Below are 26814 nucleotides of genomic sequence, written 5' to 3'. Positions count from 1 at the left end.
GTGGGATGTCATCGCGAGCGCAGCGTGGCGATCTCCTTTTGTTAACTTACTTTTGTCGACGGTTCTTACTGTAATAGTCTAATTTAACGCTGGAGGAATTCATGATGTCTTGGCAAATAAAAAAGTTTTCCGATCTTACTATTGATGAGTTATATGCGATTTTACAGGTGCGGTTTAATGTATTCGTTCTGGAACAGCAGTGTTTGTATGCTGAAATTGACGGTAAAGATCAAACCGCCTACCATTTGTTTAAAGAGCAGGACGGTGAAGTGGTTGCTTATTTGAGAATCTACCGGACGGCCGCGGGACAAGCTGCTTTGGGCAGAGTGCTCGTCCAAAGGCAATGCCGTGGTAAGGGAATTGCTGAGGAGCTACTTACAAAAGCGATTTGCTTTGTAGAGGAAGAATTAAAGGAAGGTACAATCAAAATTCAGGCGCAGGAATATTTAATAGACTTTTACGGCGCTTTTGGCTTTGTACCGGTTTCGGCGGTTTACCTGGAAGATGGTATTCCCCATGCCGATATGCTGCGCATTCATTTGTCTTAAGACGGTTTTACTTTATAGTGTGCAACGGCTTTACTTTTTTGTTTCTGCTTTTTGGGGTGAAGGCTAATTTTACGCCTGTTACCTCTGCCGTATACGGATCAAGAGCAGCCAGGTCGTCAGGGCTGAGTTCCTTTAAAGATGCTTTACCAAGGGCAAGCATTGCTTCTTCCATTTCTAGCGACATAGATGTCAGGGAATTAGCAACATAAGTGGCAGCTGTATCGATTGAAAGCTTCGTTTTAGAGGGGGACGGGTAGTAGAGTAATGTAGTAAGCGGTTCCCAGGGAAGAACTTTTTCGCCCTGATTGTGAGCTAAGGAAAAAAGCGGAATGGTGGCAAGATAGATGGCATCGGCACCAAGGGCCAGTGCCTTCAGGCATTGGCCGGGAGTGAAATAGCCGCCCGCCACAATTAAGGTGATATCGCGGTTTTGTAGGTAGCGTTTTGCACGAATTAAGGCATAGAGACTTGGTATGCCAAAATCGTCCTGCTTAATAGGAGCTGTTGCGTGGGCGCCTCCTTGAGCGCCGTCAATGATAACGGCATCAAAACCAAGGTCCAGTGCAACAGCCAGATCATCCTCCAAGTGGTCTGTAGCCATAATTTTTAAGGCAATAGGGATGCCTTTAGCCCGTTTTCTCAGCTTGCTCATAAAGTCCGGCCAGTCTTCGGGAGTTTGTACACCGGGTGAGGCGGGAAAGGAAGCAGGCGATTCACCTGGGGCGATCTGGCCGAGCTGCTGGGCTCTGCCGGCCATTTCCGCAGCCTCAAAACGGGCTGCTCCCATATCAGCACCCTGTCCCATCTGTACTTCCAGCATAGAAGCACCGGCGATTTGCTCATCTGTTCGTTCTCCCCAGGACCAGCGGCTGATTTGCAGTACATATTTCTCGGCAATGGCTTCTTCTTCCGGCAGTACGGGGCCTTCGCCGGAGCAGGTTGTCGTCTGCAGAATATTTGCTGCTTTGGCTAAAGCAATTTTGGCTTCTTCGCTTAGGGCTAGCCCATATGCCATAGCTCCGATCATTAGTGGTATTTGAATCGTTAAGGGTTTTTCAGCTTTAGGGGCAATCACCACCGTCATATCAAGCTGCGTACTCACGGGAAGCGGGAATTTCGTCATCTGATGAGGCTGAAACATGAGATTTTCAAATCCGAGGAAATGCTTAGGGGTTCCCAACGGACGGGTAATCACCTTGCCCTCTTCTGCCCTGAGGCTCATTTCAATTGCATGTAATACGGAGATGCGTTTTAGTGACGGCAAAAATTCGGCTAAGTTATCCGCATATTTCTCTGTGAGGATTTTATGAACAGCGTCATTTGCTATTTGCTTAATACAATAGCGAAGAACTGGCCTGGCTGTGATTGCGAGTAACCCGAAAAGCGCGATTAGAAACAGCCCTAATTGATACAATGTTTCTCTGTTTAGCGTAATTTGCATGTCAGGTCATCCTTTTGGCGTGTAGTCTTTGTTAGAATACGATTAAGCGCCTATTGTTATACAGCAATTGCGATAAAGTAATGACCTTTTGGCGCAAGGAGAAGGTTTTTTGCACCTGCTAAAGAATAACAACTGAATAAGAACCATTAGCTATAAGGGTTTTGCAAATTGTAAGATAGAATAGGAGTGATAGAGATGGAAGAACAGGAAAAACAGACGTATTCAGAAAAACTACAGGAAAGATTACTGAAAAGCCGTACCATTATTATTTCCGGTGAAATTACGCAGGATGTAGCGGCACGGGTGGCTGCGCAGCTTTTGATACTGCAAGAACTTGGCGATGAGCCGATTAAAGTATTTATCAACAGCCAGGGCGGTCATGTGGAAGCGGGCGATACAATACATGATATGATCCGGTTCGTTAAACCGAAGGTGATTGTAATCGGTACCGGCTGGGTTGCCAGCGCTGGTATTACGATTTATCTTGCCGCTGAAAAACAGGATCGCTATTCACTTCCTAACACGCGCTACATGATTCATCAGCCCTTAGGTGGTGTTCGCGGACAGGCCACTGATATTCAGATTGAAGCAGAGGAAATGATTAAAATTCGCCGCAGAATCAATCGGTTAATCAGCGAACGTACCGGACAGACACTGGAAAAGGTGGAAAAAGATACGCTGCGCAACTATTGGCTGGATGCCGAAGAAGCAAAAGAGTATGGCATTGTTCAACAAATTATTAGTGATTACGATGAAGTGTCAGCAAAATAAATAGAAAGCCTTCTAGGGTTCCGCGGCTTAGCCGGACTGGTCCAAGAGAAGGCGCACAGTTGATTGAAGGCTGTGTACACGGAAGGATAAAAGCCTGGGAGTGCATATGATAATGTGCTGCCCAGGTTTTTTTATTTCTGTTTAGCAAAATATATACTGTTCACCAAAGTAACAATAAACAAGCAGGAGTTGTTATATAATGGATTTATTACTAATGGAAAACAAATGGGTTATTCTGCTGGCGTTGGAATGTCTTGCCTGGTCGGCTACGGCATTTATGTTATATGCCCGGTATAACATGCAGTCCCGGTTTTGGTTTCGTGCGGCATCGATTATGCTGGTGGTTACAGGGGTTATCCCACAAGTACTGCTGGGGTTGCTGAACTTTTGGCGGACAAAAGAGGTGGACTTGTTTACCTTAGTTATTGTGGGTTTAATTTTATACGGTCTGACGATTGGTAAAAAACATATTCAGCAGCTTGATAGGTGGGCTCAGAAAAAGTTCTCCGGCAAATCCGGTAACAACTGACCGGAAGGGGAAACTGCAATGGTGAAAGAATTGTGTAAGTACAAATTTGGTGTCTGTGAAACCCAAATGGTATAGGAGAACTATATGGACTATAAGATTAGTTTTATTGCCCCTTTTCCCCATATGGCGCGTATTGCAGAAGCATTGGTCACTGAGCGGGCTGATGAGTGGAAAAGTAAGATTCAAATCAGTCATGGCGATTCGCGGGAAGGGGTGAAACAAGCCCGGGAGGCAGTGAACAGAGATGCTGCTGAAGTGATTATCAGCCGCGGCGGCACGGCATTGGCGATTGCAGAAAGTGTAGCGGTGCCGGTGGTGCAGATTCCGGTTACGGCCATTGATATTTTGCGGGCAATCAAACAGGTGGGAGTTAGTCCGGAGCTTATTGGCGTTGCCGGTTTTCGTAACGTTATCTATGAATGTGAAACACTGATAGAGCTGTTAGGGCTCTCCATTCGCATTATTATGCTGGAAAACGAGGCAGAAACGGCTGATAAGATTGCGTATGCGGCCAGCCAGGGGGTTCAGGTAGTGATCGGAGACGTAAATGCCGTCACGTGTGCCCGACAGATGGGGCTTGGCGGTTATACGATTGAGTCCGGCAAAGAAGCAATTTATAAGGCGATTAAAGAAGCGGAGCTGGTAGTAGAGGTGCGGCGCAGAGAGCAGGAGCGGTCGGCGCTGCTGCAGACGATTATTAATTCTACGACGGATGGAATTGTAGCGGTAGATAAAGCGGGCTTGATTACATTTTTCAATCCTGCAGCCGGTGAGGTTTTTCATCTGTCACAGGCAGAGGTAATTGGCAGAAGAATCAATGAAGTGATTCCTAATACGCGCCTTTCGTTGACTTTGGCGAATGGGATGCCGGAAATCGGTGAAATTCAGCATATTGGCAGAAAAGTTATTGCTACCAAACGAATCCCCATTAAGCTGGACGGGAGCGTTGTTGGAGCTATAGCTAATTTTCAGGATGTTACGCAGCTGCAGCATTTTGAGCAAACAATACGGCAAAAGCTGTATGCCAAGGGTTTGGTGGCTAAGGCGGGTCTGGATGATATTATTGGTAGTTCCTCTGTTCTCGAAGCAATTAAACAGCAAACCCGCCGCTTTGCCTCCTCAAGGTCGACAGTGTTGATTACTGGTGAATCGGGAACCGGCAAGGAGATGTTTGCTCAAAGTATTCATAAACTAAGCTCCCGTAATCAAGGTCCTTTTGTGGCGATTAACTGTGCGGCGTTACCGGAGAGCTTGCTGGAAAGTGAATTGTTAGGCTATGAGGAAGGCGCTTTTACCGGGGCGAAAAAGGGCGGAAAGCTCGGTCTTTTTGAATTGGCCCATGGTGGTACGCTGTTTCTTGATGAGGTGGGTGAGCTCCCGCTGACGCTGCAGGCGCGCCTGCTGAGGGTGCTGCAGGAAAAAGAGGTTATGCGGCTTGGCGGACATCGGGTTATTCCAATAGATGTGCGGATTATCGCTGCAACAAATCAAAATTTGACTGATTTGGTTGGCAAGAAACAATTCCGTGCCGATTTATTTTACCGGCTTGTCATTTTACATCTTCACCTGCCGCCGCTTAGAGAACGGACAGAGGACATTCCCCTGCTGGCGGAGCATTTTCTGCGCAGCTTAAGTGATGGCTCGCCGCAGGTTAAAAAGCTGAAGAAGGACGCTCTGGTCTATTTGCAGCGTTTATATTGGCAGGGCAACATCCGGGAATTAGCCATTATTCTCGAACGGGCACTATTACTGACTGATACGGAAGCGATTGGCGTGGCTGATATTAAGCGCGTACTTATTTCTGAAGAGCCTTTGGATTACTCAGTTTCGGCAGAGGACGAAACTGGGTTGGAAGAATTGGAACGGGAGCGAATTAGGCAGGTTTTGCAGGAGGAGAACTTTAACTATACCCGGGCGGCAAAGCGTTTGGGGATTGGCCGGACTACCCTGTGGAGAAAAAAGAAAAAAATCGATGAATCACCATAGCACTGTTCCGAATTGAAACAATGATGTTTTGATTCGGAACAATTTTTTTGAAATGCTGAGCACAAGGCCTTTGTTTGGGCCATCCAAGTGCTGGCACAGATCTTGCAACATTTCAGAATCGATATAAGAGGTGCTATTGCCTGAAATAGAGTGATAAGAGAGGGGATTTATTATGTCGCGTTTGGATAAGAACCTTTTAAACAGTGATTTCCGTTTTTCTGAGGGCCTTGTAGTGACAAAAGGTCTTGAAAACCTCCCGGAAAGAGTGCTTCAGTTCGGTGAGGGTAATTTTTTGCGGGCTTTTGTTGACTGGATGATTCATCAGCTAAACAAACAAGGTGAATTTAATGGCCGTGTTGTTGCCGTTCAGCCAATTCCTGAGGGACTGGTTGATGTCTTAAATGAACAAGATGGCTTGTATACGCTGCTGCTTAGAGGGTTGCAGGACGGCAAGCCAGTTGAACAACAGGAAGTTATCAGTGCTGTCAGCAGAGGGATTAATCCTTATAGAAACTGGCAGGCGTATCTTGCCTGTGCAGAAAACCCGGATATTGAGTTTATTGTTTCCAATACGACCGAAGCAGGCATAACGTTTGATAAGAATGACAGACCCGATATGCAGCCCCCTCAATCCTTCCCCGGTAAGCTGGCTGTTTATCTTCACCATCGTTTTGAACATTTTAAAGGCGATCCGGCCAAAGGCATGGTTATCATACCCTGTGAGCTCATTGACCGCAATGGAGATAAATTAAAAGCAGCTATTTTGCAGCTTGCTGATGAATGGCAGTTATCCGATGCCTTTAAAAACTGGATTATCAGCCATAATCACTTTTTAAATTCCCTTGTTGACCGGGTGGTAACCGGTTATCCCCGGGATGAAGTGCAAAGCATTGAGGCTAAGCTTGGCTATCAGGATAAATTGATCAATGCAGGCGAGCTCTTTCATCTGTGGGTTATTGAAGGACCTGCCGAACTCGAAGAACGGCTGCCGTTTGCCAAAGCAGGTTTAAATGTGATTTGGACTAAGGATATGACGCCTTACCGGACTCGTAAGGTAAGAATCTTAAATGGCGCTCATACTGCGTCTGTACCGGCGGCGTTCCTGTATGGAATTGATGCAGTCAAAGAGATGATGGATCATGCGGTGCTAGGCAAATATGTCAGAGACATTGTCAATGAAGAAATCATTCCTTCCATTGACTTGGAAAAACAAATGCTAGTGGATTTTGCAGATGCTGTCATTGAACGCTTCCGGAATCCTTTTATTAAACACTACTTACTTAGCATTTTGCTGAACTCATCTTCCAAGTTTACCGCACGGGTACTGCCGTCGATTGTTGAATATCAGAAGCATACCGGCCAATTACCGGAAAAACTGACTTTTTCCCTGGCTGCACTGCTGGCGGTATACAAGGATGGTGTAGTGGAAGGCTCCAATATGCTGGCTAGGAGAACCGCCGGAGAATTTATCATGAAAGATGATGTGCCGGTACTACAGTTCTTTGCAGAAAAATGGAGCACATGCGAGGGCACAAAAGAAAGTGTGGCAGTATTTACGCAAGCGGTACTTGCCAATGAAGCGATATGGGGCCAAAACCTTAATGCGGTTAGCGGCTTAACGGAAAAAACAGCAGACTATCTTTATCAAATCATCAATGATGGCATGCACTCTACCGTTCAGAAGCTGGTCGGGGGTAAGCTGTAATGGCGTTGATACAAATTCACGAGGCTGACAATGTTGCCGTTATGTTAGAAGATATAAAAGCAGGGGAAGCGATTATATCCGCTGGAATAACGCTGGTTGCTCTTGAAGATATCGATAAGGGCCATAAAATTGCGATCAGAGCTATACAACAAGGTGAAGCTGTTATCAAATACGGCTTCCCAATCGGTCATGCTGTAGAGGATGTAAAAGCAGGAAACTGGGTGCACACGCACAACTGTAAAACCAATCTTGGCGATGTACTGGAATATGAGTACCAGCCTAACCTGCTGCAGGTTCCCGCTGCCTGTAACCATATGACCTTTCAAGGCTATAAGCGTGGAAATGGACGTGTAGGCGTGCGTAATGAAATCTGGATTATTCCCACTGTCAGCTGTGTTAACCGTACGGCTCAGCTGCTTGCAAAATGGGCCAACGATGAGTTTGCCGGAGTGGGTTCAGTTGATGGAGTTTTTGAATATACTCATCCGTACGGTTGTTCTCAGCTGGGAGACGATCATGAAACCACGCAGCGCATTCTGGCGGCACTGGTAAATCATCCTAATGCCGGAGCGGTCTTGGTACTGGGACTCGGCTGTGAAAATAACAATATCGCTGAATTTAAAAAAGTGCTTGGTGAGGTTGATGCTAAGCGTGTAAAATTTCTTGTCGCTCAGGAGGTTGAAGATGAGGTTGTCTCCGGACAGGAAATCCTCAAAGAACTAGTTGCTTATGCGAGCAAATATGAACGGTCCGAATGTGCCGCTGCAGACTTAGTAGTAGGTTTGAAATGCGGTGGGTCCGACGGGTTTTCCGGAATTACCGGCAACCCGCTTGTTGGTGCTTTTTCTGATCAGCTTGTGGCCTGCGGTGGCAGCAGTATCCTGACAGAGGTGCCGGAAATGTTTGGCGCCGAAACGATTCTAATGAATCGTGCGAAAGATAAAGCCGTTTTTGATAAAATCGTAGCCTTAATCAATGATTTTAAAGCCTACTTCAAGTCTTATGATCAACCGGTTTATGAAAACCCGTCACCCGGCAACAAGCAGGGTGGAATTTCAACGCTGGAAGAAAAATCATTGGGCTGTACACAAAAAGGCGGGCGCAGCATAGTCTGTGATGTTTTGCATTATGGACAGTCGGTAAGCGCTAAAGGCTTAAATTTGCTGAATGGTCCTGGTAATGATGCAGTGGCGACTACCGCCTTAGCGGCAGCAGGTTGTCAGATTGTGCTTTTCACTACAGGGCGAGGCACACCGCTGGGGACAGCAGTGCCGACCATAAAAGTAGCAACGAATGGCGATTTGTTCCGGCATAAGGCTAATTGGATGGATTTTGATGCAGGTCAGATGCTTGCAGGAAAGTCTGTGGAAACGGTAAGGGAAGAATTTTTCCAATTCGTTTTAGCGGTGGCCTCCGGTCAGCAAACAAAAGCTGAGATAATGGGCTTTCGAGAAATTGCTATTTTCAAAAATGGCGTAACTTTATAACGGAAGGAGAGGAATTGGTTTGAATATGAATGCTATTTATTTAGAAGCTCCCGGCAAGATTGCAGTTGCCGCCGTTACACAGCCTGAGCGAAAAGAGCAGAATGTGTTGATTAAGGTGCGCAGCTTCGGTATATGTGGTTCCGATATTGGGGCATATTTAGGGACGAATCCGCTAGTGTCTTACCCCCGGATTATTGGGCATGAGGTGGCTGGAGAGGTTTTAGAGGTACCGGAAGATGAAACGGAACTGAAGATTGGTGACCGCGTTGTATTGGAGCCCTACGTTTATTGCGGTAATTGCTATCCTTGCAAGAATGGACATACGAATTGCTGCGAAAATTTAACGGTATTGGGAGTGCACATCAATGGGGCCATGTCGGAGTACTTTAGTCATCCCCGCCATTTGGTGCATAAGGTTCCTGCTGATATTCCCTGGAATCTGCTCGCGATGGTTGAGCCGCTTACCATATCCATGCACGCCGTTAAACGCTCTCGGGTAAAAAAGGGTGAGCATGTTGTTATTACCGGGGCGGGGCCTATTGGCTTGCTCGCGGCACAATATGCACTGGCTCTTGAGGCAATACCGGTTGTAGTGGACCCTGTTGAAGAACGGCTGGAATTTGCCCGCAAGCTTGGTGTGAAATATACGATCAATCCTGTTAAACAGGATGCTGTTAGTGAAATTAAGGCAATTACGCAGGGCACTATGGCTGAGGTGGTTATAGAAGCATCAGGAAATGCTGCTGCTATTCGCAGCAGTATCGATTATGCGGCTTATTCAGGGCGTATTTCGCTGGTAGGCTGGCCCAAGAATGAGATTTCTCTGCCTACAGCCTTATTCACTAAGAAAGAGCTGGACATTGTCGGTTCACGCAACAGCTACCGGAGCTTTCCGGAAAGCATTCAGCTCATAGCAGAAAATAAGGTGGATGTAGCTGCTGTTATCACAAAAACCATCGCCTTTGAGGAAATTCCTGAGCTGGTTCACGATATTTCCATTAATCCCGGCAATTATTTAAAAGTAGTTGCCTTGGTATAGCTAAAAAACCGAGTAATGAATAACTTAATTTTAAGAGCCATAAATAAGGTGCCGTATGAGTAGTCTCGTATGGTACCTTTTTCTATTAAAGCAGGGATACAAAGAAGCGGATAAAAGCAGCGCTTGGTAGTATATTAAATATTCTTTATATTCTATTTACAATGGTATACTAGTATGGTAGTATGGAGGCGGTAGATTGTAAGGGGGAATGTTTGATGCTAATGTCTTTTCGGTGGTATGGGGAAAAGCTCGATAAGATACCACTCAGCTACATTAAGCAGATACCGGGAATGAAAAATATTGTCAGCGCCCTATATCATATACCGGTTGGTGAGGTGTGGCCGCTTCCCGATATCCTGGAGTTAAAGGAACAGATTGAAAAGGCCGGTTTGCTTTTTCAGACAGTTGAAAGTGTGAACGTTCATGAAGATATAAAACTTGGCTTACCATCGCGGGACCGTTACATAGCAAACTATTGTACAACGCTCCGTAATTTAGCCAAGGCGGGAATTACCGTAGTCTGTTATAACTTTATGCCTGTATTTGACTGGACTCGTACCGAGCTTTCTAAAGTGCTGCCCGATGGATCAACTGCTCTGGCCTATAATGAGCAGCTTCTTAAGGGCTACAGTCCGGAATATTTGGCCGAGAAAATGGAAACCGGTGCAAACGGCTTTGAACTGCCGGGCTGGGAAAAGGAAAGACTGGCGGAACTGAAAAAACTGTTTGAACTCTATAAAGCTGTTGATGAGGAGCAGCTGTTTGCTAATCTCGGCTATTTTCTTCAAGGTGTTATTCCTACGGCTGAAGAGTGTGGCATTAAGCTTGCCATCCATCCTGATGATCCGCCTTGGTCGGTGTTTGGCCTGCCGCGTATAGTTATTTCCAAAGCGAATCTGGAGCGTATTATTGGTTTAGTCGACAGTCCTGCTAATGGGTTGACACTATGCAGCGGCTCGCTGGGAGCGAATGAAGCAAATGATATGCCAGAGATATTCAGGCACTTTGGCAAGCTCGGGAGAATTCATTTTGCCCATGTAAGAAACATCAAGATTCATGAACCGGGAATTTTTGAAGAAACGGCTCATAAGTCGGATGATTCTTCGTTGGACATGTACGCCATTATGAAGGCCCTTCATGACACTGGCTTTGAAGGTGCTTTGCGACCGGATCATGGCAGGATGATCTGGGGGGAAGAAGGACGTCCAGGTTACGGCTTATATGACCGGTCTCTGGGAGCTGTGTACTTAAGCGGATTGTGGGATTCCATCGCCAGAGAAAACTGCGGGAAGGAGAGGTAGACGGGAGCTATGGGATACTTGAGAAGAGCAGCACTGGTGCTGGATAGTTTCTTTGAGAATTTTGCCATTATCGCATTGCTAGGCGTTATTATCATCATGATTGTACAGGTGGCCACCCGGAAACTATTTAACTTTGTGTTCTTCTGGTCAGAGGAGGCAATCCTGTTGTCCCTGGTGTGGTTCTCATTCATGGGAATTGCTATTGGCTTTCGGGAAGGGGTTCACATGGGAGTAGAAGCTCTGACGGATCGTTTGCCGCCAGTGATCAATAAATGGATTGACAAGTGGATTGATGTAATGGGGCTGCTGTATGGCTTGTACTTTGTTGTTTATGGCTGGGAGTTTACCGTGCTCATGTTTGAATCCACGCTGCCGGCGACAAAACTTCCCAACAGCATTGTGTATCTGGTTATGCCGGTAAGCGGAATTATGGTCTGTGCTTATTCCCTGCTGCATCTCGCAGGCATTGATACTAAGCGCCATAAAGGAGCAGATATTGAAATTGGCGGAGATACGGGGGTAGGACAATAATGGAGGCAAGTGACATTGCAGTTTGGCTGTTGGCAATCACATTTCTGATCTTTGTACTTTTACGGCTTCCGGTAGCGCAGGCACTATTTGCCTCATCTGTTTTGACTATGATGTACTTGGAGGTGCCTCTGCCGACAGTAGGTCAGCAAATGATTAACGGGGTTAGTACCTTTTCATTACTGGCCATTCCTTTTTTCATCCTCACTGGACAAATCATGGGGGAAGGTGGTCTTGCACAGCGGCTGGTTAATTTGGCAACCCTGCTGGTAGGGCGCATTCGTGGCGGACTAGCCCTGGTTAATTGTATTGCGTGCATGTTCTTTGGCAATATTTCCGGCTCTGCCGGTGCTGATGCGGCGTCAGTTGGCTCAGTCATGATTCCTGCCATGAAGAAAAAAGGCTATGATGCTGATTATGCAGTTGGTCTTACCATATCTTCTGCTATTCAGGGGGTTGTGGTTCCTCCCAGTCATAATCTGGTCTTGTATTCGATTGTTGCAGGCGGCTTATCCATTAAAAGCCTCTTCCTGGGAGGCGTTGTTCCAGGCTTTATGCTGCTAGGATCGCTAATGACTGTGGCATATTTAATGGCAATCAAGCGAGGTTACCCGGCAAGTGAGCCGATCGACAGACGGGAGGTTCCGGGAATCGTATTTCACGGGCTGCTGTCGTTATCACCGGCTTTTATTATTCTAGGCGGGATTATTTCCGGCATATTTACTGCAACTGAATCAGGAGCGCTGGCGGTCTTATATTCTTTTGTTTTAGCCTTTGGTGTGTATCGCGAAGTTCCATTGGACAGAATGTGGAACGTGCTGAAGCGTACCCTGCGCACTGTACTCATGGTGTATTTCTTAATTGCAGCATCTGCTGCATTCGGTTACGTAATGGCATATCTCAGCATACCAGACCTGATTACCGAATGGTTTTTGAGTGTTTCCGACAACAAGTATGTAATTTTATTCATGATTAATGTGTTGCTGCTGATTCTTGGCGGGCCAATGGATATGGCACCGATGATTCTGATTCTGACACCGGTACTACTGCCGGTTTGCACCGCGATGGGGATGGATCCCATTCATTTCGGATTAGTGCTGATCTTTAATGCGGGCATGGGATTACTGACACCACCGGTGGGAACGGTATTGTTTATCGGCTGTGCTATCGGCAGGGTGTCGATTGCACAGGGAACAAAAGCAATGATGCCCTTTTTCTATGCAATGATTGTTGTGTTACTGTTAATTACGTATATCCCCCAGACTGTGCTATGGCTTCCATCTCTGTTTAAGTAATGACAGGTGACAAATACAATGATGCTAAACAGAGATAGCAGCTTGGAAGCAAATAAATAAAATGTTGGAGGAGAAGAAGGTATGAAAGGGAAAAAGTGGTTGGTAGCAGGCTTGGTTCTAACACTGAGCGCCGGTCTGATGGTGGCCGGGTGCGGCAAGAAAGAGACTTCTACGGCAAGTGAGGCTCAGAAACCGAAGGTGACTTTCCGTCTGGCAGAAGCACATCCCTCCGATTACCCTACTACGCTTGGCGATAAGAAGTTCGCCGAATTGGTGAATGAACGTTCGCAAGGACGCATTCAAATTAAGGTTTTTGATTCGGCCCAGCTCGGAGATGAAAAGTCCGTTCTGCAGCAGATTCAAATGGGCTCAATTGAGTTCACCCGGATCAGCACCGGCACATTAGCAGAGTTCAATAAACAGTTCGGCGTATTCTCACTGCCCTTTATTTTTGATAATGATGATCATGAATGGCGCTTCCTGGAGAGCGATATGGGCAAACAAATGCTTACTAATTTGGATAAATCAAAAATGATGGGACTGGCCTATTACAGCTCCGGGTCCCGCAGTTTTTATACAAAGAACCCTGTTAAAGCTCCTGAAGATCTGAAGGGTATGAAGATCCGGGTTATCCAGAATGCAATTAATATCGAGCTGATGAATGCTCTTGGCGCCAGCGCCACTCCAATGCCTTATGGCGAAGTGTTCAGTGCGCTCCAGACCGGCGTTATTGACGGAGCAGAAAACAATCCCCCCAGCTATTTGACCGCAAATCATTTCCAGGCAGTTAAGCATTATATTCTTGACGGTCACCAAAGGGTACCGGAAGTATTGATGGCAAGCAAAATTACCTGGGATAAATTATCCGAAGACGATCGCAAACTGATTAAGCAAGCGGCTCTAGACTCTGTGCAATATCAAAAAGATACTTGGAATAAATACGAGAAAGATGCTCTGGCCAAGTTAATCCAAAATGGTGTTAACGTGACAGAAGTGCCGGACGTAAAAGCCTGGAAAGAAGCAGTAAAACCGGTCATTCAGAAATACGGTACCGAATATAAAGCAGAACTAGAGGCAATCGAAAAAGTAGCTAAGTAAATAAAAAGGAAGCAAGAGGATCTCTCTTGCTTCCTTTTTGTTTACTAAATTTTATTTTAATAATAGACGGTTATAATCAAAGTCAATAGTAAATGCAATTGGCAGGGGAGGTTATGCTTTGTCAGCGTCCATCATTCCATTTCCTAAAAAACTTGATCAGAATTTAACGGAGCTGGAGAAAATTATGCGCCGCTGGCTGGCTGAGCTGTCGACTAACCCTGACCTCATAGAGACGGTAGTGACGCGCATGCTCAAATTTATCGAGCATTATGCCAGCAAGTCCTTTGAGCCGATATTTGATTTGCCTGTTCCCCGTGACTTATCTCAGGAGGAAACGCAGGCACTGCTGCTGTCGATTGAAAAGGGTACTGATTATACGGCGCAGCAGGTTCATCAAATGATTAATGAAATTATTGTAGAACGATTTTTCCTTGAAATTGAAATATATGAAGCACGGAATAAAGCTATAAATCAAAGTAATTTTAAATAGGATGGTGAGAATGGATGGCAGTTTCAGCAATTAGTGCAAACCGGGCAAGCTATTACACCAATACCGCTTACACGGGAAATCAGAGTACTTCAGCAGCATCGACGGCTTCGGGCGGCGACTCTTTTGAGGCAAGCGCTGCTTCCGGGGGCGGTGGAACTGCTTCCAGCACCTGTCCGAAAAGCAACAGTACGTGCATCGGCTGTGGTTCCTGTGAAACCTCTTCAACTGAGGCGGCAGCAGGAGGAAGTAGTTCGACTCAAGCTGTTAGTTATGAAACGCTGCAGGCACTCAGTGCCTATGAAAGTGCAAGTAAGTATTGCTAGTTGAATCATATAAGCTAAAGAAAGTGATAGTTGCATGATCTATGCAACTATCACTTTCTTTATTGTTTAACTTAAAATTATGTAAAGTTAGAAAAATAATAATAATGGGAATTTTTTAACAAATACGATTGCCAGCAGTGAAGCTATCGTGTAAACTGAAAGTATGATAAATAATTCACAAACTTTGGTCGAAGGAGGTCATGCAATGGAGGAAATGATTAATTTTGCAGAAATCGATGAAATTCTTGAAAAATATAGGTACGAGCCAAGCAGTATCATCGCAATACTTCAGGATACACAAGCAAAATATAGGTATCTGCCAAAACCTGCTTTCGGTTATCTTTCTGCAAAACTAGGGTTAAGTACTGCTAAAATCTATAGCGTTGCAACTTTTTATGAGAATTTCTCTCTCGAGCCAAAGGGTAAGTATGTGATAAAAATATGCGATGGAACCGCCTGCCACGTACGAAAATCCATTCCTATTCTGGAAAAGTTAAGACATGAGCTTAACCTGTCAGAAAGCAAAGCGACAACGGACGATTTGCTGTTTACAGTGGAGACGGTATCCTGTCTTGGTGCATGCGGACTTGCACCGGTGCTTACCGTAAATGACAAGGTGTACCCTGCAATGACGCCAGATAAGGCAAGAGAGCTGCTTGCCAAGCTCAGGGAGGAAATGTAATATGCTTGCTAACCGGGAAGAGTTAAATCATGCAGGTGAAGTCTATAGAAATGCATTGCAGTCGCAAACCAAAAAAATACTCGTCTGTGCCGGAACAGGCTGTGTGGCTGGTGGTGCCTTAGAGATATATGATGAGCTTATCCGATTGATCGGGGAGCAGGGAATCACTTGTGCGGTAAGGCTTGAAAAAGAGCCGCACGGTGAATCGGTAGGCATTAAGAAAAGCGGCTGTCACGGGTTCTGTGAAATGGGACCGCTGATCCGGATAGAACCGCAGGGCTGGTTGTATATCAAGGTGAAGCCTGAGGACTGTGAACAGATTGTGGCTGAATCGATTGCTGATGAAAGGCCGATCGAAAGACTCGTCTATAAAAAGAACGGTCAAATTTACTCAACACAAGAAGAGATTCCCTTTTATAAAAAACAAACCCGCCTTGTACTGGATCATTGTGGACATATTGATGCCACCTCCATTAATGAGTACTTAGCAATTGGCGGCTATAAGGCTTTTGAAAAAGCACTTTTTGATTTGAGCCAGGATGATATTATCAAAGAGATTGATCAGGCTAATTTGCGCGGGCGCGGTGGTGCCGGTTATCCTACCGGACGTAAATGGACCCAGGTGCGGCGGCAGAAATCGCCAGTGAAATATATTGTCTGTAATGGAGATGAAGGCGATCCCGGTGCTTTTATGGACAGAAGCATCATGGAGGGCGATCCTCATCGCATGCTGGAAGGCATGATGATTGCCGGACTGGCATGCGGAGCCTCGGAAGGCTATATTTATGTCCGGGCCGAGTATCCTTTGGCAATAAGCCGCCTGGAGATGGCGATAGAAGAAGCACGGAAATATGGCTTGCTGGGCAAGGCAATTCTCGGGACCGGATATGACTTTGATATTAAAATCAGTAAAGGGGCAGGTGCCTTTGTCTGCGGCGAGGGCAGTGCGCTCACGGCCTCCATCGAGGGGAAACGCGGTATGCCGCGGGTAAAACCGCCGCGGACGGTTGAACAAGGACTTTTTGCTAAACCGACCGTACTCAATAATGTAGAGACCTTTGCCAATGTGCCGCTGATTATTCAACACGGAGCCCAATGGTATAAAGCAATCGGTCCGGAAAAAAGTCCGGGAACCAAAGCCTTCGCGTTGACCGGCAATATCGAAAATACCGGTCTTATTGAAGTGCCGATGGGAACTACTCTGAAGGAAGTCATATTCGACATTGGCGGTGGTATGCGGGATGGCGCAGGGTTTAAAGCTGTTCAAATCGGGGGGCCTTCCGGTGGATGCCTGACTGAGGAGCATCTTGAGCTGCCGCTGGATTTCGATTCTTTGAAAAAAGCCGGAGCGATGATAGGGTCAGGCGGACTCGTCGTAATGGATGAACACACCTGTATGGTTGAGGTTGCACGATTTTTCATGAATTTTACGCAAAACGAATCTTGCGGCAAATGCGTTCCCTGCCGAGAAGGAACCAAACGGATGCGTGAAATACTGGAGGGTATTGTTTCCGGCCAAGGTAAGCTAGAGGACATTGATATGCTGCTGGAGCTTGCCGACACAATTACCTCTACTGCCTTGTGCGGTCTTGGCAAGTCTGCGGCGTTCCCTGTAGTGAGTACAATCAAATATTTCCGTGATGAATATGAAGCGCACGCAGTGGATAAAAAGTGTCCCTCCAAGGTTTGCCAAAAATTAAAACGCATATATATTGACCCAGAATTATGCCGTGGCTGTTCGAAGTGTGCAAGGCTATGTCCGGTAAATGCCATTTCAGGCAAAATCAAAGAGCCTTATCTGATCAACTCCGGTACATGTATAAAATGCGGCGCCTGTATCGAATCATGCGCTTTTAAAGCGATAAAGGAGGACTGACAGAATGGGCACCGAGTTAATGATGATTGATAATATGCCTGTAGAAATAGCAGACGAGAAAAACCTTTTAACAGTAATCCGGAAAGCAGGGATTGAGCTTCCTACATTCTGCTATTACTCGGAGCTGTCTGTTTACGGGGCCTGCCGGATGTGTGTGGTAGAGGACCAATGGGGAGATATTCATGCTGCCTGCTCAACACCCCCTAAGGCCGGAATGGAAATACGCACAAATACACCACGCTTGCGTAAATATAGAAAAATGATTCTTGAGCTGCTGCTCTCCAATCACTGCCGCGATTGCACAACATGTGAGAAAAATGGCAAGTGCAAGCTCCAGGAGCTTGCCCAGCGTTTTGGTATTAAGCAGGTGCGGTTTAGTAATACTTTCGATGAAGCAGGGATGGACACTTCGTCATTATCTATTGTCCGTGATAAAAGCAAGTGTATACTTTGCGGCGACTGTGTCCGTATGTGCGATGAAGTACAAAATATCGGCGCAATTGACTTTGCCTTCCGTGGTTCTAATATGTGTGTCAGTACAGCCTTTGATGAGCCAATCGCCAATACGAATTGTGTCGGCTGTGGTCAATGTGCGGCTGTATGTCCTACCGGAGCAATTGTTGTCCGCAATGATACAGTACGGCTGTGGCAGGATATCAGCAATAAGGATACAAAGGTGCTCGTACAGATTGCGCCTGCAGTCAGAGTAGGGATTGGTAAAGAACTGGGCCTCCGTGAAGGTGAAAATATGATGGGGCGGCTGGTGGCTGCTTTGCGGCGGATTGGTTTTGACGAGGTTTTTGATACCACTACCGGCGCCGACCTTACCGTCCTGGAAGAAACCGGTGAGTTCTTAGGACGACTGGAAAAAGGGGAAAAACTGCCGTTATTTACTTCCTGCTGCCCGGCATGGGTCCGGTATGCGGAGCTTCATAAACCGGAGCTGGTAGCAAACATCTCTACTTGCCGTTCCCCCATGCAGATGTTTGCATCGGTACTCAAGGAGCATTATCGACACTCTAATAAGCGGGTAGTAGTGGTTGCTGTTATGCCTTGTACAGCTAAAAAAATCGAAGCCGCCCGGGATGAGTTTAAAAACGACGGTACTCCCTATGTGGATTATGTAATTACTACGCAGGAATTAGTTCAGATGATCAAAGAGGCGGGTATTGTCTTCTCTGAAGTAGAGCCGGAAGGTGTGGATATGCCTTTTGGTTCCACAAGCGGAGCAGGCGTAATCTTCGGAGTTACCGGAGGAGTTACAGAAGCGGTAATACGGAGAATTTCTGATGATAAATCAGTCGCTGCTCTCAAATCGATTGCCTTTACAGGCGTCCGTGGTTTAGAGGGCGTAAAAGAAGCCGTTATACCGTTCAATGGCCGCAACGTCAACATTGCAATCGTCAGTGGTCTTAAAAATGCGGATGAATTAGTGAAAAAAATACAGAGCGGGGAAAAACAATACGACTTTATTGAGGTAATGGCCTGCCCCGGCGGCTGTATCTGCGGAGCCGGTCAGCCAGTTACGGATAGTGAAGGGAAAAAGCGCAGAAGTGCCGGTCTGTATGAAGCAGATCGCATGAGTAACATTAAACGTTCCGAAGAGAATCCGGTCATTATGGCGCTCTACGGAGGGCTTCTTAAAGGAAAGATTCATAAGCTTTTGCACGTCGATTATCAAAAAGGGAGTGAGAAACATGATGACAATCAAGGTATGCATCGGTAGTGCCTGTCACCTGAAGGGTTCCTATAATGTCATCAACTCCTTACAACAAATGAGTGAAGAGTACGGCGTAACGGAAGAAGTTGAAATTGATGCGATCTTTTGCTTGGGCTGTTGTACGGAGGCCGTATCTGTAAAGATTGATAATGGCAGTGTCCAGGGAGTGTCTCCTGCAACGGTAAGAAATTTCTTTATCACCAAGGTTTTACCTAAGGTTAACATGTGCCATAAGGTTCCCTGATGGAGGCGGTTTTTGATGGAAAAGTTACTTGTAGAAATTTGTTCTGGAACAGCTTGCCTGCTGCTGGGATCGCAGGACTTATTTGCAGCAATAGAAGAACTACCGGATAATATCCGACAGCAGATTGAGCTGTGCGAAGTGACTTGTCTGCAAAGCTGCCGCAAGGGCCCTAATGTGCGTATTGCAGGCAATGTACTATCGAACATGAAACCTGACCGGCTGTTAGAAATAATAGAAGACTATCTTGGGAATGAACAAACGGAGCTTTATCCGGCAGCCCGTTTTGTACCCTAAACATAAAATCCGTAGACATTTATGTCTACGGATTCTATGTTTAATATTGGTTTTTATGTAAGGATTTACAATAATTATCAAATAATGTTATCTAAAAAGAGGATTTTACTAGAGTTAAAGGAAATTTATGTAATATGATTCTCCTAATATTTGTTGGGAGGGATAGTAATTGGACTTTTTTACTACTTTTGCAATTGCTGCGATTGCCGGCACATTTTCGATGACGATAGTGTATTTATATCTTTATATGATATATCGGGATCGGTTTATGAGTGTTTGGACAATTAGTTGGTTCATTCTTTTAATTAGGCTTGTTATTTTTGATTCAGGAATTATTAATTGGATGCAATCTGCCTGGGGATTTATCTTTTTTACTATTCTTTTGTTGGCAAGTGCATCGTTATTTATTTGGGCTGCACACCTTTTCATTAATAAACCGCTAAATAAAATGTGGATTGTTAGTGGTGTAGGGGTTTTTATAATAAGTGTTGTTTCCGTAATTGCAGATTTCCCCTTTTTCTATAAACTTCTTCCTGTTGCTTGGTACTGCGGTCTGGTTTGTATTTGGGCAGGCATCGCTTTTATGAGCTATTTAAATGCAGAGACCATTAGTAAGAGGATATTAGGATATTCCTATATTGCTTGGGGTATTCATACTTTGGATATGCCCTTTTTAATTGATGTCGCTTGGTTTGCCCCATATGGATACATCATTGAAGGGCTCTTGAGGCTTTGTGTGGCTATAGCTAGCCTGTTATTATATTTAGAGAAAGCCAGGTTAAATCTTGCTCAAAAAGAATCTCAATATCGATTACTAGCAGAAAATGCAGTTGATATAATATACTTATACAAAGTTGAACCGAAAGCTAAAGTTGAATATATAAGTCCAGCTGTTGCTGTTGTTACGGGATATGTTCCAGAAGATTACTATAAAGACGCCAATCTCTTAACCGATTTGATTCATCCTGAAGATAAGCTGCTATTTGATAATTTTATTGAAAATCTTCCTGAATTGGGTACTTTACCGCTTACGTTACGCATTATTCGTAAAGATCAAACGATAAGTTGGATAGAACAAAACATTGTGCCTGTCTATGATCAAGCTGGTAAGCTTGTATCATTGGAAGGAATTATTCGGGATGTCACAGCCCGGAAAAATCTAGAGCAGAGTATGTCTCGTTTAGATCGTATGAATATGATAGGTGAAATGGCAGCAAATGTTGCACATGAAATTCGTAATCCGTTGACAACTGTGCGTGGCTATTTGCAAATCATGGGAAATAAACAAGAGTTTTTAGGTTATAAGGATCGTTTTGAGCTAATGATTGGCGAACTTGACAGAACGAATGCCATCATTCGTGAATATCTTTCTTTAGCTAAAAATAAAATGTTAGAATTGAAGCATCATGATTTAAACAACAGTATCACATCCTTATTGCCTTTATTGGAAGCGGATGCAATTGCAACAAAGGCGAGTGTAACACTATCGCTTGCTAACATTCCTCAAATATTTTTAGATGAAAATGAAATTCGCCAATTATTATTAAATCTTGTTCGTAATGGTTTGGAAGCAATGCCGTCAGGCGGCAATCTTCATATTAGTACCTATGTAGATAACGAACAGGTAGTTTTATCAGTGGCGGATCAGGGAAGTGGAATACCTCTTCATATATTAGAGAATTTAGGAACCCCATTTTTGACGACTAAAGAAACTGGAACAGGTTTAGGATTACCTGTATGTTATCGCATTGCCGCAAGGCACAGTGCTATAATTGAGGTTGAAACAACAGAAACGGGAACTACATTTTTTGTTCGCTTTAATATTTCAAAGCTTCGTATAGCTTAGAAGAAGCTGCTTTAAAAGCTCTCATTCCTTAAAGGATAAGGAATGAGAGCTTTTTATTTTTCGATTAATAAAGTTAGTCGAAAGAGGTACAAATATCTTTTTCTTTTATCTGTCACATTGATACATTTTTCTACAAAAAGGTGTAGGATTTGAGCAAAATTTCCCGTATCCATTCTAATAGAGGGGAGGGAGTTATTATGAACATAATATAATTTTTTTTTAGACTGTTTTTTATTAAATTTTTAAAGGAGAGGTATTGTATGATAACAAATTTACCCGAAAAGATAATAGGTTTATCGTCCGATCAAGAATCCAGCATACAAATTGGAATTGCTGCAACTGATGCTGAGAAAGAAAAAATTTTTCGCCTGCGATACGAGATATATGTTGAGGAAATGAAGCGGCAACCCAATTTAGCAGATCATCGCAGTAAACAGCTAGTAGATGAAATTGATAAGTGGGCGATTCTCCTTTATGCAAAAGTTGGACCCGAATATATCGGAACGATGAGAGTAAATATTGGATCAATTGATGAATTTCCTTCGGATTTGGCTAATGTCCTTCTAATGAATAGATTCCGGCAATTTTGTAATACGAGTGGTAATCCACTAGTGGCCTTCAGTTCAAAGTTAATGGTTTCTAAACAGTATCGAAATTCAGCGGCGTTACATTTACTCTCCGCGAAAGGGTATGAGCTTTATTGCAATCACCATGTACGTTTTAATTTTGGTGGTTGCAATTTTTATTTGCTGCGTCTTTACGAGCAAATCGGCTGCCGACGGTTTGGAAGGAGCTTTGAAGATCCCGGTTATGGTTTGCTTCACCCCTTTATTCTACTGGTAGATGATATTAGCCACTTAAAAGCGGTGCGATCTCCCTTTTTTAGAAAAGCTCGTAAACGTGAAGGTTTAAACAGCGCTGCAACTGATTGGTTTTTTAATGAGTTTCCCGAAGCAGCAAGTATGATAAACAGCCAACTAGTAACAGAAGGAGAGCTTTGGGACATTGTAACTAATTACTTTCGTGCCAGCGGTTCGCCGGAAAGCGTTATTCCAGTGCTGCGGGGGTTATCCGAAACTGAAGCAAGTATATTTTTGTTTCGTTGTGGAGTTATTGTTCAATGCCACGATAAAGACCGGATCATTACTCGAGGCTTAATTAGTGAAGAACTAAACATTTTACTGTCTGGTAGGATAGTGGCCTCCAAACATCTGCTTCAGGATAAAATTTTGATTTTGCCTGGACAGAGCTTTGGAGCTATTGGGTTATCAGGCCCAGCTATTCAGCAGATGGATTTCGAAGCGGCTACACCAGCTGAAATAATGGTAATATCACGGCAATATTTCCGGAAATTCAGCGTGGCTTATCCGGATATTGCTAACACAATACTGCAGAATTTGAAAATGTAGAAAAAGAAAATGCTATTAGGAGGAGATTTTACATGAAGAAAACCGAGTTATTACTTGTGAATAGCTATGCCCCGCGTCAGAGAATTGCTTCAGATGCTGCATTGGAGAATGGCCTAGCAGTTCTCAGAACTTATTTAGCGGATAGAGGTCATACGGTTGAGGTAGTTGACGATCAACGTGTTACTGCTATGACGAAAGGAGTACCACAGTGGTGCTTGAAATTACTGCAGTTTATGGTTGGTTTGCAAATGAAAATCTACAATAAGAAGATAAAATCTTTATGGGTAATGGTTATGCTGCTTACATGGCCATTACAGTCGCTATCACTCTACTACCGCCGGGAATTTATGAACAAACGAATTAATGATATTATCCAGGAGATCAAAAAGAGTAAGGCTAATTTTCTAGGAATCAAGGTATGGTATGGTGATGCATTTGTATGGAGTAAACTGCTAGCCACCAAGGTCAAAGAAGCGTGCCCCGATACAATTATTATCGCTGGTGGCCCGCAGGTGAAAGTTTATGGAGAACATATTTTATTGGATGAGTTCTTTGATATTGCAATCATGGGCCCAGGAGAAGAAGCATTGGAAAAAATGTTGATGCTGCGTCAAAAAAGTAAGGATAAAGGTGAATTTTTAAAAGCTTTTCACACAGAAATTAGTGTATCTAAGTTAATAAAAACGGGGACCTATAGCACAGTGTGTTGCCTAACTAAGAATGTATTTGCGACCCCCAAATACCGAAACGAAGATTTGCAGGGTAAAATCTTTTTCCATACACTAGTTGACGGCTTTGGCTGCTCTTGGAACAAATGCAACTTTTGCTCTCATACCAGACAAAATAGTACGTATCAATCGCGCCCTATCGAAGAAATTGTCGACGAAATTGAAGAAATGGCCCGGCAAGGTATTTCCTTCTTTCGTTTTAGCAGCTCCGAAACTCCCGTTGAACATGGTAAAAAAATTGCTGAGGAAATACTGAAACGAAACTTGAATATTAATTTTTCTATGTTTTCCAGAGCTGCAAAAGTGACACCCGCATTATACGACGCATATTACATAATGATTAAAGCAGGGTTGAGAGCGGTATTTATGGGGGGAGAAACAGGGCATGACCTTATTAACGAAAAGGTGATGAATAAGGGCGTCCGGAGTAAGGATATTGTGGATACCATTAATTGCATTAAGCTGGCATCCTCTGCGGCTAAGAATAACTGCCGTGTAGGCTTATCTTTGATTTATCCCTGCCCGGTGGTAGAAGGGGTTACACTGGAAGAAGTATTCCGGGAAGATATGCGCATTATTCAAGAATCTAATCCTGATACGGTCATTGTTAACCCTCCCGGTATGTTTCCTGAGACCGAGTGGATGGAAAACGCAGCTAAGTATGGATTTAAGGCTGAAGAAAACTTTGTTGTTAATTTTATGAAATATGAGTACTCAATCTATAAGCCTGTCGAACTATGGGAGGAGTTAGGTTACTCTTTGCAAGAAATGAGTGGGGCTGAGCTTTTAAAAGAAACAGGTCGGTTAAAACAAGAAATTGTGAAGCTCGGTATTCCTACCGACATCTCAGATGAATATCTTATGATGACTGAGGCAATCGGCTACAACACCAGATTAGATCTGTTGCAGTTTAAAAGTAAATCACTGCAGGATATTATGTCAGGAAGTACAACTTACATGGAGCAAATTATCGAAAAAATCAATCAGAAGAGCAGGCAGATGGCTCAGCAAACAAAAATTAAATAACGAATTAGCTCCAGGGGATCAGCTATGCAGTAGCTGATCCCCTTATTAAATAGGTTGTCCGACGAAATAACGCTGAAGTTCTATTGCTGTTTATTGTTAAATGGCGTATTATTTATCAAAGAAACATTCCTATTTTGGTTGCCCGATCTTATTCTACAGGCAGTGACCGGGATAATTATCACATGAGGTGACGACTTGAAAAAGAAGATACTTTATTTTCTATTGCTGTGTATCGCAGGTTTTCTTATAGCAGGCAGTTATTTTTACAATGCCCCCGATGATGTATCAGCGGGTATTCCAGTATTGAATTATCATCAGGTTGAAGATAACGCTAATAATCCGTTAGCGCTGAGCGTTAAAAATTTTGACAGGCAGATGGCATATTTAGCTGATAAAGGATATACGGCAATAACGGCAGACCAATTGTTTGCCTACCTTTACCAGAAGGGGAGCCTGCCGCCAAAGCCTGTGTTGATCACCTTTGATGATGGTTATGCCGATAATTATACAAATGCTTACCCCATCATGAAAAAATACGGTTTTACTGCAATTATATTTTTAATTACGGATGTTGTTGGACACGACTCGTGGTATATGAACTGGGATCAGGTGAAGGAAATGCGGCAGTCTGGTTTTCAGTTTGGCTCACATACGCTTAGTCATGTGCCGCTTGCTGAAGTTTCGCCGGAAGAAGCGAAGCATCAGCTTGTAAAATCCAAGGAAGGCATTGAGTGGCGGCTGGGTGATCCGGTGCATTATCTGGCGTATCCCGGAGGCTCTTACAATCAACAAGTAAAAGACGCTGTTACGGCAGCTGGATACAAGGCAGCATTTACTGTCGATTTTGGTAGAGTAAATCATAATAGTGATCCTCTAGAATTAGAGCGGGTTCCTATTTTAAAATCCCGTGGAACCTTTGTGGATTTTTATTTACGCTTAAACTTCACTAAAATGATTGAACTTGCTAAAGAGCTTAAGAACTCTATAAGAAATAAATAGGAAATTGTTGTATGCCATAAAATGCCGGAATTTGTAAAGCAATGGTATAGTTTGCAATAAGTTTATTGACATTACTGAAATCGGTGAGTATAATGAAAACTAATTGAACATCGTTGAAGTAGGTGCCCTTTGGGGCTTAATAGGGAAGACCGGTGTGATGCCGGCGCGGTCCCGCCACTGTAATGGGGAGCAAACCCAAGTTATACCACTGGGACATTTGTCTTGGGAAGGTTTGGGTAAGCAATGAGCCAGAGTCAGGAGAACTGCCTATTTGACAATCACCGTTTACACCCACGAGCGATGGGAAGGGGATTAATGTGCAAACAGCTTTTGCTATGCATATCTAACCTCCCAGTAATTGGGAGGTTTTCTTGTTGATTGGGGTGCATTCGACGCAGGTTTATTTGGATGTTCATGGGTGAAATCTGGACAAACATACGTGGTAAAGGAGTGCGGTCAGATGCGTAATTGGATGAAAGCCTGTTTAGGTGTAATGATGGTCGGAAGTCTAGCAGTAACCGGATTATTCGGCGCTTCCCGTGTAGAAGCTGCAAGTGCAGCAGGAGACACTAAAAAAGCAATTGTAGTTGTTAGTTTTGGTACGACTTTCCCTGACTCCCGCAAAGCAAATATTGAGAGTGTGGAAAACAAAATCCAGAAGAACTTTCCTGACTACGAAGTGCGCCGTGCATTTACTTCCAAAATTGTAGTAAAACGGATCGGCGAAAATGAAAAGATCCAAATAGACAGCCTTGAACAAGCTTTGGACAAGCTGCAAAAAGAAGGTTTCAAAGAAGTAGTAATTCAAACTACTCATTTAACTCCTGGTGAAGAATATGACAAAAAAGTTATTGCTGTTGTATCCAAATACAGCAAAGCTTTTGATAGACTCGTTGTAGGACGTCCTGTGCTGTTCTTCAACGGTGAAAATGGCAAGCCTGATGACTTTGCTATTGCTACTGACGCATTGAGACATCAATTGCCTGTGCTGCAGATGCCTGATCGCGTAGTTGTCTTTATGGGACATGGATCGCCTCATCAACATAATCCTGCATATGCAGCTCTGCAAGACCGCTTTAAAGCTGCAGGTTTGAATGTTTTGGTTGGTGTTGTTGAAGAAACAGATCATCCAAACCTGGAAGATGTTCAAAAGGCATTGGAAGAAAGCAACTATAAAGAAATTACATTAATGCCCTTGATGCTGGTTGCCGGTGATCATGCGAATAATGATATGGCCGGTGATGAAGATGACTCCTGGAAAAGTACCTTCATTAAAGATGGCTTCAAGGTAAAGACATACATTCATGGCTTAGGGGAAAATCCTTTGTTCCAAGATATTTATGTACAGCATGTACGGGATGCGATTTACGGATTATAATCCGTCCTGTTCTAGTAAAACCAATATTGCACTTTCCCAACAGTCTCAGGCTCCGAAGGGGGCTTGAGACT

24 protein-coding genes and 2 riboswitches are annotated in these 26814 nt (G+C 44.2%); of the genes, 23 read left to right on the top strand and 1 reads right to left on the bottom strand.

What is annotated here, in order from left to right:
• The first annotated feature begins 101 nt into the window (after nucleotides 1–101).
• Complete coding sequence (locus RTR76_RS14650) at nucleotides 102–548, top strand: GNAT family N-acetyltransferase (RefSeq protein WP_312521927.1); 447 nt, start codon at nucleotides 102–104, stop codon at nucleotides 546–548.
• A gap of 7 nt (nucleotides 549–555) precedes the next feature.
• On the opposite strand, the gene RTR76_RS14645 is transcribed toward RTR76_RS14650, so the two are convergent.
• Nucleotides 556–1989 carry an FMN-binding glutamate synthase family protein gene (locus tag RTR76_RS14645; RefSeq protein WP_312521926.1) on the bottom strand — a complete coding sequence of 478 codons (1434 nt, stop codon included), beginning with the start codon at nucleotides 1987–1989 and terminating at the stop codon, nucleotides 556–558.
• Between the two features lie 195 nt (nucleotides 1990–2184).
• Here RTR76_RS14645 and RTR76_RS14640 point away from each other — a divergent pair, with 195 nt between their 5' ends.
• From RTR76_RS14640 to RTR76_RS14535, 22 genes are all read left to right on the top strand, one after another.
• Nucleotides 2185–2760, top strand: coding sequence for an ATP-dependent Clp protease proteolytic subunit (locus tag RTR76_RS14640; RefSeq protein WP_312521925.1), 576 nt, complete (start codon nucleotides 2185–2187; stop codon nucleotides 2758–2760).
• Nucleotide 2761: 1 nt separating this feature from the next.
• Nucleotides 2762–2863, top strand: a riboswitch (guanidine-I (ykkC/yxkD leader).
• Between the two features lie 96 nt (nucleotides 2864–2959).
• Nucleotides 2960–3289: a hypothetical protein gene (locus RTR76_RS14635; RefSeq protein ID WP_312521924.1), complete on the top strand. Its 330-nt coding sequence runs from the start codon at nucleotides 2960–2962 to the stop codon at nucleotides 3287–3289.
• Nucleotides 3290–3373: 84 nt separating this feature from the next.
• Nucleotides 3374–5275, top strand: a complete 1902-nt coding sequence (locus RTR76_RS14630) for a sigma 54-interacting transcriptional regulator (RefSeq protein ID WP_312521923.1) — start codon at nucleotides 3374–3376, stop codon at nucleotides 5273–5275.
• Nucleotides 5276–5447: 172 nt separating this feature from the next.
• Entirely contained in the window at nucleotides 5448–6980 is a 1533-nt protein-coding gene (locus RTR76_RS14625; protein ID WP_312521922.1) for a tagaturonate reductase, read from the top strand.
• Nucleotides 6980–8467: an altronate dehydratase family protein gene (locus RTR76_RS14620; RefSeq protein WP_312521921.1), complete on the top strand. Its 1488-nt coding sequence runs from the start codon at nucleotides 6980–6982 to the stop codon at nucleotides 8465–8467. The genes RTR76_RS14625 and RTR76_RS14620 overlap by 1 nt, the downstream gene beginning before the upstream one ends.
• A 25-nt stretch (nucleotides 8468–8492) precedes the next feature.
• Complete coding sequence (locus RTR76_RS14615; protein WP_312521958.1) at nucleotides 8493–9506, top strand: zinc-binding alcohol dehydrogenase family protein; 1014 nt, start codon at nucleotides 8493–8495, stop codon at nucleotides 9504–9506.
• A 215-nt stretch (nucleotides 9507–9721) separates the two neighbouring features.
• Complete coding sequence (uxuA, locus tag RTR76_RS14610; protein ID WP_312521920.1) at nucleotides 9722–10807, top strand: mannonate dehydratase; 1086 nt, start codon at nucleotides 9722–9724, stop codon at nucleotides 10805–10807.
• A gap of 9 nt (nucleotides 10808–10816) precedes the next feature.
• On the top strand, nucleotides 10817–11338 hold the full coding sequence (locus RTR76_RS14605; protein WP_312521919.1) for a TRAP transporter small permease: 522 nt from the start codon (nucleotides 10817–10819) through the stop codon (nucleotides 11336–11338).
• Entirely contained in the window at nucleotides 11338–12630 is a 1293-nt protein-coding gene (locus tag RTR76_RS14600) for a TRAP transporter large permease (protein WP_312521918.1), read from the top strand. Before RTR76_RS14605 ends, RTR76_RS14600 begins: the two co-directional genes overlap by 1 nt.
• Nucleotides 12631–12711: 81 nt before the next feature.
• Nucleotides 12712–13728, top strand: coding sequence for a TRAP transporter substrate-binding protein (locus RTR76_RS14595; RefSeq protein WP_312521917.1), 1017 nt, complete (start codon nucleotides 12712–12714; stop codon nucleotides 13726–13728).
• Nucleotides 13729–13846: 118 nt separating this feature from the next.
• Nucleotides 13847–14218, top strand: a complete 372-nt coding sequence (locus RTR76_RS14590) for a hypothetical protein (protein WP_312521916.1) — start codon at nucleotides 13847–13849, stop codon at nucleotides 14216–14218.
• 14 nt (nucleotides 14219–14232) lie between these two features.
• The gene (locus RTR76_RS14585) at nucleotides 14233–14541 is read left to right on the top strand and encodes a hypothetical protein (protein ID WP_312521914.1); all 309 of its coding nucleotides are present in this window, start codon (nucleotides 14233–14235) and stop codon (nucleotides 14539–14541) included.
• Nucleotides 14542–14746: 205 nt separating this feature from the next.
• Complete coding sequence (locus tag RTR76_RS14580) at nucleotides 14747–15223, top strand: NAD(P)H-dependent oxidoreductase subunit E (RefSeq protein ID WP_312521912.1); 477 nt, start codon at nucleotides 14747–14749, stop codon at nucleotides 15221–15223.
• 1 nt (nucleotide 15224) lies between these two features.
• On the top strand, nucleotides 15225–17099 hold the full coding sequence (gene nuoF / locus RTR76_RS14575) for an NADH-quinone oxidoreductase subunit NuoF (protein ID WP_312521910.1): 1875 nt from the start codon (nucleotides 15225–15227) through the stop codon (nucleotides 17097–17099).
• 4 nt (nucleotides 17100–17103) lie between these two features.
• Nucleotides 17104–18825, top strand: coding sequence for a [FeFe] hydrogenase, group A (locus RTR76_RS14570; protein WP_312521908.1), 1722 nt, complete (start codon nucleotides 17104–17106; stop codon nucleotides 18823–18825).
• Nucleotides 18797–19063 carry an NAD(P)H-dependent oxidoreductase subunit E gene (locus RTR76_RS14565; RefSeq protein WP_312521906.1) on the top strand — a complete coding sequence of 89 codons (267 nt, stop codon included), beginning with the start codon at nucleotides 18797–18799 and terminating at the stop codon, nucleotides 19061–19063. Before RTR76_RS14570 ends, RTR76_RS14565 begins: the two co-directional genes overlap by 29 nt.
• Nucleotides 19064–19078: 15 nt before the next feature.
• Nucleotides 19079–19357: an NAD(P)H-dependent oxidoreductase subunit E gene (locus RTR76_RS14560; RefSeq protein WP_312521904.1), complete on the top strand. Its 279-nt coding sequence runs from the start codon at nucleotides 19079–19081 to the stop codon at nucleotides 19355–19357.
• A gap of 169 nt (nucleotides 19358–19526) precedes the next feature.
• Complete coding sequence (locus RTR76_RS14555) at nucleotides 19527–21203, top strand: ATP-binding protein (RefSeq protein WP_312521902.1); 1677 nt, start codon at nucleotides 19527–19529, stop codon at nucleotides 21201–21203.
• A 260-nt stretch (nucleotides 21204–21463) separates the two neighbouring features.
• Nucleotides 21464–22612, top strand: coding sequence for a Crp/Fnr family transcriptional regulator (locus RTR76_RS14550; RefSeq protein WP_286767237.1), 1149 nt, complete (start codon nucleotides 21464–21466; stop codon nucleotides 22610–22612).
• Between the two features lie 32 nt (nucleotides 22613–22644).
• The gene (locus RTR76_RS14545) at nucleotides 22645–24366 is read left to right on the top strand and encodes a B12-binding domain-containing radical SAM protein (RefSeq protein ID WP_312521900.1); all 1722 of its coding nucleotides are present in this window, start codon (nucleotides 22645–22647) and stop codon (nucleotides 24364–24366) included.
• Nucleotides 24367–24561: 195 nt separating this feature from the next.
• The gene (locus RTR76_RS14540) at nucleotides 24562–25365 is read left to right on the top strand and encodes a polysaccharide deacetylase family protein (protein WP_312521897.1); all 804 of its coding nucleotides are present in this window, start codon (nucleotides 24562–24564) and stop codon (nucleotides 25363–25365) included.
• Nucleotides 25366–25468: 103 nt separating this feature from the next.
• Nucleotides 25469–25651, top strand: a riboswitch (cobalamin riboswitch).
• A 174-nt stretch (nucleotides 25652–25825) separates the two neighbouring features.
• On the top strand, nucleotides 25826–26743 hold the full coding sequence (locus tag RTR76_RS14535) for a sirohydrochlorin cobaltochelatase (protein WP_312521896.1): 918 nt from the start codon (nucleotides 25826–25828) through the stop codon (nucleotides 26741–26743).
• Nucleotides 26744–26814 lie beyond the last annotated feature (71 nt).

The sequence above is a fragment of the Anaerospora sp. genome, from assembly GCF_032013335.1.
Classification (GTDB): domain Bacteria; phylum Bacillota; class Negativicutes; order Sporomusales; family DSM-15969; genus Anaerospora.
The sequence above is the reverse complement of the archived record's forward strand: the minus strand, read 5'-3'. Positions and strand labels throughout refer to the sequence as shown.